Origin of the sequence: Leptospira ellinghausenii, assembly GCF_003114815.1 — a bacterium.
GTDB classification, from domain to species: Bacteria; Spirochaetota; Leptospiria; order Leptospirales; family Leptospiraceae; genus Leptospira_A; species Leptospira_A ellinghausenii.
The window spans coordinates 387,481-397,404 of sequence record NZ_BFAZ01000006.1 but is presented as its reverse complement, the minus strand read 5'-3'; the positions used below and the strand labels follow the sequence as shown (position 1 = coordinate 397,404).

At 37.1% G+C, this 9,924-nt stretch carries 11 protein-coding genes; 4 read left to right on the top strand and 7 right to left on the bottom strand.

The annotated features are described in order from the left end of the window. Window positions 1-12: 12 nt before the first annotated feature. On the bottom strand, window positions 13-651 hold the full coding sequence (locus tag DI076_RS07170) for a TMEM53 family protein (RefSeq protein ID WP_245918312.1): 639 nt from the start codon (window positions 649-651) through the stop codon (window positions 13-15). A gap of 714 nt (window positions 652-1,365) precedes the next feature. Further along, entirely contained in the window at window positions 1,366-2,250 is an 885-nt protein-coding gene (locus DI076_RS07165; RefSeq protein ID WP_108959255.1) for an alpha/beta hydrolase, read from the bottom strand. Window positions 2,251-2,320: 70 nt separating this feature from the next. On the opposite strand from DI076_RS07165, the gene DI076_RS07160 reads away from it, so the two are divergent. After that, on the top strand, window positions 2,321-2,758 hold the full coding sequence (locus tag DI076_RS07160) for a DUF1499 domain-containing protein (RefSeq protein WP_108959254.1): 438 nt from the start codon (window positions 2,321-2,323) through the stop codon (window positions 2,756-2,758). Here DI076_RS07160 and DI076_RS07155 read toward each other — a convergent pair. Next, window positions 2,753-3,859 (bottom strand): NAD(P)-binding protein, encoded by a 1,107-nt coding sequence (locus DI076_RS07155; protein ID WP_245918311.1) that lies wholly within the window; start codon window positions 3,857-3,859, stop codon window positions 2,753-2,755. The genes DI076_RS07160 and DI076_RS07155 overlap by 6 nt on opposite strands. Window positions 3,860-3,886: 27 nt before the next feature. Next, a complete protein-coding gene (locus DI076_RS07150; RefSeq protein WP_100728036.1) occupies window positions 3,887-4,108 on the bottom strand; it encodes a hypothetical protein in 222 nt (73 codons plus the stop codon). A gap of 79 nt (window positions 4,109-4,187) precedes the next feature. Between DI076_RS07150 and DI076_RS07145 the strand changes: the two genes are divergently transcribed. Next, window positions 4,188-4,760, top strand: a complete 573-nt coding sequence (locus DI076_RS07145; RefSeq protein ID WP_167396514.1) for a class I SAM-dependent methyltransferase — start codon at window positions 4,188-4,190, stop codon at window positions 4,758-4,760. A gap of 31 nt (window positions 4,761-4,791) precedes the next feature. On the opposite strand, the gene DI076_RS07140 is transcribed toward DI076_RS07145, so the two are convergent. Continuing rightward, complete coding sequence (locus DI076_RS07140) at window positions 4,792-6,240, bottom strand: APC family permease (RefSeq protein WP_108959253.1); 1,449 nt, start codon at window positions 6,238-6,240, stop codon at window positions 4,792-4,794. 127 nt (window positions 6,241-6,367) lie between these two features. Between DI076_RS07140 and DI076_RS07135 the strand changes: the two genes are divergently transcribed. Further along, window positions 6,368-6,622: a hypothetical protein gene (locus DI076_RS07135; protein WP_108959252.1), complete on the top strand. Its 255-nt coding sequence runs from the start codon at window positions 6,368-6,370 to the stop codon at window positions 6,620-6,622. A gap of 55 nt (window positions 6,623-6,677) precedes the next feature. On the opposite strand, the gene DI076_RS07130 is transcribed toward DI076_RS07135, so the two are convergent. Beyond that, window positions 6,678-7,778, bottom strand: a complete 1,101-nt coding sequence (locus tag DI076_RS07130) for a hypothetical protein (protein WP_108959251.1) — start codon at window positions 7,776-7,778, stop codon at window positions 6,678-6,680. Window positions 7,779-7,799: 21 nt separating this feature from the next. Then, the gene (locus tag DI076_RS07125; RefSeq protein WP_108959250.1) at window positions 7,800-9,470 is read right to left on the bottom strand and encodes an EAL domain-containing response regulator; all 1,671 of its coding nucleotides are present in this window, start codon (window positions 9,468-9,470) and stop codon (window positions 7,800-7,802) included. 144 nt (window positions 9,471-9,614) lie between these two features. Between DI076_RS07125 and DI076_RS07120 the strand changes: the two genes are divergently transcribed. Next, window positions 9,615-9,884 carry an RNA recognition motif domain-containing protein gene (locus tag DI076_RS07120; RefSeq protein ID WP_100728010.1) on the top strand — a complete coding sequence of 90 codons (270 nt, stop codon included), beginning with the start codon at window positions 9,615-9,617 and terminating at the stop codon, window positions 9,882-9,884. The last annotated feature ends 40 nt before the right edge of the window (window positions 9,885-9,924 follow it).

Here is a 9,924-nt window from a genome sequence, read left to right as displayed (position 1 = left end):
TGGGGTTTGTTCTTAGCCCTCCTTCGAGCAGTGGTAATCACCGAAGCCCACATTTTTAGAATCCCCCAAACTCAGTAGATTTTTAAGTTCTGGAACAAATCTTACATTCCCTAAGAAACTGATCTCATTCAGTGCCAGTTGTCCCCATTTACAACTTAAGAACCCATAACTGCGGAAACTTTGCTTTAATAGATTGTTTCTAGCCTCTGCACCATTAGAGGACACTCCCTCTTTAGTCACCCATCTCTCACGACTTAAGTTGAATCTTGGATCATTCGATTTCTTACTGTGATTCACGGATCTATGGTTGGGACGATCCCATAAGAAGTTGTATCCTTCGTCAGTGAAGAGGGTAACTGTCTTTGGGATCTTTTCATTCAGATCCTTTTCTAAGTAGTGTTGGTTATTTAGAGGTATACTTTTGTAGAAGGTCATCCCTCCGTTAATGCCTACTGTATGAACTAGTGTCCCTTTCTGTTCTCCTCCTAGTGAGTTACTTAAGTAAATAGAAGCAGTTCCTCCCTTGTATCGTCTGGATCTATGTTTGTTTGCTCTGATGGAAGATGAATATAACACCACTGAGTCAGCTACCGCTACAGGCTGATTTTGCAGGGCTTTTTTAAGGTCTCCTTCCTTGGGGAGCTGGTTCAATATATTTCAATTAAAGAAAATTAGATAAGCTATTTTAGATTATCTAATTTGAAAACGTGAAATCCCGATGATTTCCACAAATCACTATTTGGATGTTAGGAATTTGATAAATATCACGCACATGGTTAAAATCGAAGACATACTGATTCAAAATCAGAAAAAAACAAGTGTCCAATATAGTATAATTCCATTTGATTTAGGACAAGTTGTCCATTGATTCTACTTCATTTTTTGCAATAAAATACCTGAATTTAGGAAATCAGATATTGATAGGCTTAGATATCGATTGCTTTTAAGTAATATTTTGGACAAAAGATAGTTGTATGATTTCTCATTGAGATTGCAATAGTGCAAAGTAAAAGAGCAACTAACAGAATCTTTGGTTATAGATAACATATTAAAATGGAATAGGAAGATTTTAGAATGAGAAAGGTTGTCATAGTTTTATTTTTGATCGTAAATTGTTCTGTTTCAGTTTCAACGAGCAATAGTGACTGCTCTGAACAAAAAAAGAAACTGCAAGCCTGCTTATTTCTGGCAAATTCTGCTAAAGATTCCGAGAAATTACCATTAGTCCTGACTTGTCGAAGTATCTTACGCATCGATTCAATTTGTGATTAGTATTCCAAACTAACGTAAGCTTGAGAAAGTTTTTATCATAAATTATATATTCGTAATGACTGTATTTCCAGTCCTTGAGACATATTCTCTTCCTTACTTCAAATACTCCGTAAAAAAAACAACAGTCCTTTTTTCTGCTTCTTTAGGATCAAAATTCCAAATCCGTTCGTGGCGATTGCATTCAGGTGCCCATAGACTTTTAGGTTCTTTTGCTTTGGCATATAAGTCCTCAGCATGGTGGTAGTCTACATAATCATCCATCTTACAATGAAAAATGGCAATAGGCCTTGGCTGGATATTCGCGATCGAATCAATTGGTCTCACAGAATTCATATCAATTCCACTTCGGTAGTCCAATACTAATTTCACAACTGGGATGAGGGGATAGTAAGGAATTCCAAAATCACGTTTGGCGGATTCGATGAGCACATCCATCGCACTCGCATACCCGCTGCTAAAAAGACCAGCTTTGATTTCTTTGTGGTTAGCCATAGCAATGATACTTGTCGCAGACCCCATGGAAAATCCAAAAATCCCAATTTTGTTTTCTCCTTTTGCCTTTAAGAATTGCAGCGCAGCATCCACATCTTTTTGTTCAAGACCACCCATCGTTGCATACCCACCATGGTTTCTGCGAAGGCTTAGGAGTAGTAAGTTGTATCCTGCTTGGTGTAGGCTCTTGGAAAAACGAAGGCCCTCATTCCTCTGGCCACCATGCCCATGGACCATAAGAATTGTTCCTTTGGATTGTTTGGCGGGGATCCAGTAACTAACAAGGTTCAATTTGTCCTCGGTAGTAATGTTTACTTCATCAAATTCCAATCCCAATTCTTTTGGTCCGTCACAATATACATGATGGTCCGGGTTACATCGAACTTTGGGGTATAACACCATCCCTGAAAAATAATAGGCGATGCCAAAGAGTAGGATGAGACTAAAAAACAAAATAAACGAGAAAAGTTTGAAGGTTCGTTTCATGAGATAAGGAAATTACGAGGAAAATGAAAATCTGCAAGTAAAAAAATGGGTAACTTGAAGAGATGGAAGTATGGAAGCAGCTTTAGGTGTATTTTTCATTTGTTGTATGAGCGTTCTCAGTCCCTTTTCCGGTGTAGACGAAGGTGAACTTCGAGGTTGTCCTCCTTCACCTAACTGTGTTTCGTCGCAAAGTATGAAATACAATTTTGTTCATAAAGTGGATCCTATTGTGTATTCAACTTCAAGAGAGGAGGCGTACAAACGAATTTCCAAATTTTTTCATGAGTCAGAAAATATCTTTATCAGTGAAGAGAAAGAAGGGGAATACATTCGAATCATATTTTTTACAAAAGTGTTTCGGTTTCCCGACCGAGTGGAAGTTTACTTTCCAAGTGACAAAAATGAAGTCCAGGTCAGGTCTCAGTCACTCCTTGGCCTTTGGGATATTTTTGCCAACCGAAGGAGGGTGAATTCTTTTCGGGAAATCTTAGGTAAAGCCGAATCATAAGATACCATTATGGATGAGAAAATAAACTCCTCCGATGATCCTTTCAATTTTTGATCCAAATAACCAGTCACCTAACACCATGATACCAGTTTCCTTACAAAGGGATTTCCATTCTAAGAATTCCTCTGAGTCAAGTTGTAAGGCTCCCTGACGACCAAGGAGTGGCATCTGAGCCTGTGCAAACTTCCAGCGGTGGTTCCAAATTCCATCGGGGTTTGGTGCCTGCCATTTTTCCTTTAAGGTAGAAGTTAACATTTCTTCATAAAAGGGAGTTGGTTTTTTATCTGGATCCATCCAATATTCAAAATGTGATTCAGAAAACATCGCTGAAAATTGTACGAGTAATGTGGATCCATGATCATTTTTCGTTGGGTATTTGATAAATTCCCAACTTTGGTATTCCCAATCTTCCCCCCGTTCTAAAACTGTATTCACTGGGAATTTGGAATTTTGGATTAGTCCGAATGTTTCCAAGTCTGGTTTCCAGTTTTTCCAATAAAATAAACTAACAAGAGTTTTCCGGTAATCATTATAAGGTTCTAAGAACTGAATCCATTTTTCTAGGTTGTGATTCGTTTCAGAATGTTTGAATATTTCTAGGATTTGAGGGATTGGGAGGGTAAGGATCACTTCTTTTGAAGAAACTTGTTCCAATCGTTTGTTTGTATTGGAATAAAAATCACAATTCCATCCATCGTCATTATTCTGTTTGATGGATTTTAATGTCATACTTTGGGAAGAAGGGTGGTTTTTTAACATTCCCTTCGCAATTGATTCCATTCCATACACTGGATAATAGTGGTGGTTGTCATAGATTTGTTTTGTTTCAACCGAGACAAGATTCGAATTCCATATCTCAAACAAATTATAGGATGAAGTTTTGCCTAACCAATTGACTTCCATTTGGTCTCGGAACATTGTAGCTCCAATATCAAATCGAATTCCCAAATCTTGTAATTCTTTTGTGGTTACCCTTCCACCAGCATTTCTTGCTTTGTCAAATAACCGAACTTCTGGTTTCATCATCATGATCGATGCACCAGTGATTCCGGAACCCACAACGATGGGGGTATTTGATGATTTTAAATCAGATTCGCTCACGATAGATTAGACTTAAAACAGATAGGATTATAATTGTTTGATCAATGTTTTCAAATCATTGATGAGGGAAAAAGGAACAGGTTTGATTTCTTCAGCGAGTTGGATTGTGTCTTGGATTGTCCTTGTGAGGACTTGTTTTTCTGCTTGGTAAGCGGCTTGGGGCAGTTTGGTTTTATTTTTCTTAAAGATCGAAACTTTTGTGTCTATGATTTCAATCATCTGGTTTAAATACTGTATTTTTTGATCCATAAGGAAAAGTTGTAACACGGATTGGAAAAATGAGAAACCAATTTTTAAGATGCTACTTTCTTTGGATGTAGGGGATGTGATGACAGACGAGATTTGGGATTCTCTTTTACCAAATGAATACAGAGTCCTTTCTCCTTACCAGTGGACCCCCATTGAAATCATTCGGTTCACCTGGGAGTATTTAAAAACACAATCTGTGTATTCCGTAATGGATTTAGGCTCAGGGGTTGGAAAATTTTGTTTGAACTTGGTCCAATTTGCCAATGGAAGTTTCCCTGTGTATGGTGTTGAAGACCGAAAAGGATTGGTAACTGTTTCAGAAAAGTTAATGCTAAAATTGAAAATAACGGGCGTTACTTTCACTCAATCTGATTTTTTGGTCAATTTTCCTTATGGACATTCTCATTATTATGTATTCAATCCATTGTATGAACTGATGAAGGGAGAACATTCGATTGATTTCAAAAAAGAAAAGTCTGCTATAGAATTTATCAAAAACATTCAAATTCTGAAACATCATTTATACCAATGTAAAAAAGGAACACAAGTAATCACTTATCATGGATTTGGTGGAAGTGTTCTTCCTGGTTACAAAATTGTTAAAAAAAAGGAATGGGAATTGGGAGAATGGATGGTTTGGGAAAAAGAATGACAATTTCCCAAAATCCATCGTTTCAGAATGATTAAATCGATTTTGCGTATTTTTTCCGGATATGTGGTTTGGCGAGAAGAAGGTAAAATAAACCTGTTGTTACTACCACAAGAGACGTAAAAATCATTCCGTAATTAATGAACCAAGGTTCTTCTGGTGATCTTGGCCATACCATATTGGAAACGGCAATGATTCCATAAACCAAGGCAAGTACGTTAATTCCATAACCATACTTTCCTAACGTAAAAGAACCTTGTGGTTTCCATCCTTTGAACCTGGCATATAAAGCTCCAAAGACAACCATTTGAAACGCAACATAAATTCCACAGGATGCAAAACTGATGATGGTTGTGACTGTATCTTGTAACCAGTGTCCAATGCTCGTGATGATGATGGGTATAATCCCCGTGATGATCAGAGCTTTTGTCGGAACTTTACCTTTTTTGGATAGATGGTTTAAATATTGGCTACCAAATATCATTCCATCTCTTGCAAATGAAAATAACAATCGACTCGCCGCAGCTTGTAAACTCAGTAAACAGGATAAAAAGGAAATCATCACCACAACGATAACCAATCGATAACCGGTCATTCCCATAGCAGTTGTGAGTGTGGTGGTAACAGGATCAGAATCTTCTCCCGATATTGCTTTTTCCACATTGGGTAGTGCTAAAAGTAGGGCCAAACAAATGAAAATGGCAGCACCACCTCCAATATAAATTGTCATACGCATGGACTTAGGAATCGCTGAACTTGCATTTGGTGTTTCTTCAGCCACATCTCCACACGCTTCAAATCCATAATAACAAAACATAGCGGCAACTGAAGATGCAAGAAATGCAGGGAAATAATCCACGCCACTTCCGAAAGAAAACGTATTCCATAAAATAGAAATAGAATTTACTTTTGCAAAAAACAGTAAATAACCCCCAACAAGGATAGCGCCTACTAGTTCACAGAAAAAACCAAAAAAGGCAACCTGTGCTAATAACTTAGTTCCACTTAAATTAAGTAAGGTGGAGATTAAGATCATACCAATTGCAATCCAAATAAAACCAGTATTACCTAGTTCCACTCCGAGTAGGTTACCTAGAAAAGGGGCACCACCAACGGCGACCGCTGCAACGGATGTAAACAAAGCCCAAGCATAAACCCACGCGGCCATCCAAGCAAATTTATCTCCAACAAGCCGGAGTGACCAAGGGTAAATCCCCCCAGAGATTGGGTATTGGGATACCACCTCACCAAAAACCAAACAAACTAAAAATTGACCGAGTCCTACTAAGAGATAGTTCCAAATCATCGGTGGTCCACCTGCTTGGATGGCTAGGGCAAATACGGAGTATACACCCACAACGGGGGACAGATATGTAAAACCGAGGGAAAAGTTTTCCCAAAAACTCATACTCCGTTCAAATTCTGATTTTAATCCGAGGCTTTTTAATTGTTCGGCATCTCGGTCTAGGGATATCTGGTCCATTCCAATACCTTTTGTTTGGTCGTAATTGGATTGGTTTTACAAGAGGGCTTCTTTTCTACAAACGATTTTGTTTTTCCATTGACGAAACACGAAATGGACGAATCCTCTTTTACTTACGGTAAATCGAATGAAAAAAAGTATACTTTTCCTATTAACATGTTTGTTTGCACTTTCTTGTGCAAGTTCTGAATCAAAAGATGCTGGTTCCAATGAACCTGGTCTTATGGATAAATTGATCGAAAAAGCAAATTCCGAAGAAGGCCAAAAAGCCATTCAAATGGGAAAAGAAAAACTCCAAGATCCTGAAACACAAGAAAAAATCAAAGGTATGATGTCTAAGGACAAAAAGAAGAAAGACCCAACAGCCATTCCTGGCCAATAACAATCAGAGGTTAGTTTAGGCTCCATTGGATACTAGTTCCAGGGAGCCTTTCTTTTCAACCGAATCGTAATAAATCAGGATCATTCCCTGAGATTTCAAAAATCTGTTTTAAAATCCAGTGTCTAACGTTCGTTATGTCACTCGTCTCACAAAAATAAAACAACGAAAAGCTTACTAATTCTGTATCATTCACCAAACAAAGTTTCGAGTCCATTTGGATTAAATCTTCCCAAGTTTGGAATGGATATTCCTTTCCATACCACTCGATAGAAGTTTTTGTGATGGAAATTTCTTTTACACGATTTTGCTGGAAAAGGACATATAAAAAAGGAAAGAATCCTAAAACTAAATTTAGAAATAAGAAAACCATTTGTCCTGCTGTTGCAGGAAACGATTCCCAATGAGAAACAGATAGGGAAAAAAGATCTCCGATAGCAAATTGTATAATGAGTGTTAGGGCAACACTGACACAGAACGCAACAAAAACTAAAATTCGTTGTTTATAATTCGATTTCAGTATAACCTTTTGGTTTTGTTTTAAAACAGATAACTCAGAATCTTTTGAAAATTGAATCTCTTGGTCCAAAATGGATTGGGAGATTTTTCGTTTATGGATCGGTAAATCTAATTCAGAAGGTTGAATGGTGAGTCCATCGGAAGTGAGGATTGGTACTTTTAAATGTTTACAAAGTATTTCACCATCAAATCGTAATTTAGAATAGTTAGTCCCTTCAATGAGTTGGATTTTTTCCAAACCTACATTTGCTATAACCGTGTAAACAGTAACAGTTCTGCTTCCATTTTTTGTTTTCACTGTATACGTATATTCAGAATAGGAAATAGAGTTAATACTCTGAAAAGGTAAGGTTTTGATTTCCTTTTTTCGTTCAAACCAATGGATGGTTTTTGATTCTAAATCTAAAACAGTTTCTTTTGGTTTGGTAGTGAAAGCCAAAAGAATATGAGGGAGTGCAAAAAATAGAATCATAAAGATCCCAACAATTCCAAAACTGAGAAAATCAGTTTCTTTGAATCTTGTCATTGAAAAAACGATTCCAAGTAAGGCAATGCTGATTAATTCACTACCTACGAGTATGATTCGAACCAAACGTAAATTTTTCGATTTATGGTCGGACCAACGTAATTCTTTTTCCATTTTAAGAAACCACCAAATCCATTATAATTTGAGACTAGCAGATTCTGGAATAGAAGCTGAAGGTTTCATAAACAAATACCCTTGGGAATAATCAATTCCCAAGGACTCAACTAAATCTTGTATGGCGGGGCGATCTACAAATTCGGCAACTACTTTTGCGCCAATTCCTCGTGCTAAGTCTACGATTCCTTGTACTAATAAGTATGCTGTTTTGTTTTCAGGTAGATTTTTAATGAACTTACCATCAATTTTTAAATAATCAGGGTTAAATTCCAATAACCTTGCTAAGTTAGAATATTGTACACCAAAATCGTCGATTGCAATTTGGCAACCTATCGATTTTAAATCCTTGATGGTAGATAAACTATGTTTGTGTTCAGAAAAACTGATGTCTTCTAAGATCTCAAAGGTCACTCGTGTAGGATCTATTTTATAATGGGAGAGCCTTGATTCTACCCATTTGCTAAAACTTTTATATTCTAATTCTGATTCGGTTAAATTGATCGAAAAATCATAAGTGAAATTGGAAAAATACTGCATCGACTCATCAATCATTTGTAAACCAATCATACGTATGCTTCCCGTAACTTTTGCTAATTTCAAAAAAACATCTGGGGTTAAAATTGTATCTCGGTCTTTAATCCTTGCTAAACATTCAAACTTTCGTATTTCCTTTGTTTGGTTGTTCAAAATTCCTTGGAAATAAGGAACAATTTGTTTATTGGAAATGGCAGAATGTATTTTTTGGCTGAGTTGAAAGTTCTGTAAGTGGTGGTCTGTTGATAAATCTTCAGTATAGGATACAAAATCCATTGAGTTTTGTATTTCTGCTTGGAACAGGGCTAGTTTTGCTTTGTAGTAACAATCTTCTTGTCCTGTGGCTGATGCATACCGGCAGTCCAAATGGAAACCGACTCCATCTAAAAAAAATTCATCTGATTTGAGCATCATTCGGAAACTACGGATCGTGTCAACTAGTGCTTGTTCGGTGAGATTGGAAAGAATGGCAATTTCATCCGAATACAGATGGAATACCTTATGTTCATTTTGTAAATGTACTGTGAGTAGTTGTAATAATTTACGAAAGATCTTTCGGTAAACTTCGATCCCAAAGGTTTTGATGATTGTTGGGAAGGTTACAATTTTGATGAGTAAAATCGATTGGTTTGTATTCGAAATATTATTGTTTTTGAGTTCTTTTGCTAGGGATTCAAAATTTGGAAATTTTGTATCACGGTGGAAATACAAAGAATCAGCTAATTCTTTGTTTTTTTCTTCCAAAGATTTTTCCTGGAAAAAAGCGTCGATTGCCTGTTTGATGGTGAGTTCCAAATCATGTGCATCCCATGGTTTGGATAAGTATCGGTACAAACATCCATGATTGAGTGCATTCCCTATGGCCTGCGCAGGAGCCTGTCCCGTTAACATGATTTTTTTTGTACGGGGATGGGTTTTTTGCATTTCGATTAGAAATTCATCACCTTTTTGGCCTGGCATCACATGGTCGCAGATGACAACCGCTAAATCAGCTCCACTGCCATCAATTTCTTTCATAATTTCTTTGGCAGTTTCTGCACTTTCAGCAGTTTCTATGGTAAACCCTGAACCAAAGACTTTCTTCAGTTGTTCTTTCAGGTTCCAGAGGATAAAGAATTCATCATCAATGCATAAGATGTAAGGTTTTTCGTTCAAGGGGATTCCTGGAGAAGCGTTTCAAATGAATCCGAATCTCCAGATTATGCAAGAATTATTTGCAGTTGACAAGTTCACTTCTTTGGTTCTAATTTAGCCGTTCCAAGGTACTTGGGGCATGCATTTCTTTTTAAGAGGACAGGAATGGTTTCAAATAAAATTTATGTAGGGAATTTAAAATTTTCCCTCAAGGAAGAGAATATCCGGCAAATTTTTTCAGTGTATGGAGTGATCCAAGATTTGAAAATGATACATGATCGTGAGACCGGTAATTTTAGAGGGTTTGCCTTTATCACTTATGCAAATCCAAGTGAAGCGGAGGAAGCAGTGGCTCAAATGAATGGCCAACCTGTGGATGGTCGCAATCTAAAAGTTACGTTCGCCGAGGACAAAAGAAAAGAAAAACAGAACTAAAATTCACTTTTCTTACCACTACTACCAAATAAAGAAGGAG

Excerpts from the sequence above, each read along its gene's own strand:
- DI076_RS07120 (WP_100728010.1), top strand. The coding sequence starts at position 9,615 with ATGGTTTCAAATAAAATTTATGTAGGGAATTTAAAATTTTCCCTCAAG.
- DI076_RS07145 (WP_167396514.1), top strand. The coding sequence starts at position 4,188 with ATGACAGACGAGATTTGGGATTCTCTTTTACCAAATGAATACAGAGTC.
- DI076_RS07130 (WP_108959251.1), bottom strand. The coding sequence starts at position 7,778 with ATGGAAAAAGAATTACGTTGGTCCGACCATAAATCGAAAAATTTACGT.
- DI076_RS07135 (WP_108959252.1), top strand. The coding sequence starts at position 6,368 with ATGAAAAAAAGTATACTTTTCCTATTAACATGTTTGTTTGCACTTTCT.
- DI076_RS07150 (WP_100728036.1), bottom strand. The coding sequence starts at position 4,108 with ATGGATCAAAAAATACAGTATTTAAACCAGATGATTGAAATCATAGAC.
- DI076_RS07165 (WP_108959255.1), bottom strand. The coding sequence starts at position 2,250 with ATGAAACGAACCTTCAAACTTTTCTCGTTTATTTTGTTTTTTAGTCTC.
- DI076_RS07160 (WP_108959254.1), top strand. The coding sequence starts at position 2,321 with ATGGAAGCAGCTTTAGGTGTATTTTTCATTTGTTGTATGAGCGTTCTC.
- DI076_RS07140 (WP_108959253.1), bottom strand. The coding sequence starts at position 6,240 with ATGGACCAGATATCCCTAGACCGAGATGCCGAACAATTAAAAAGCCTC.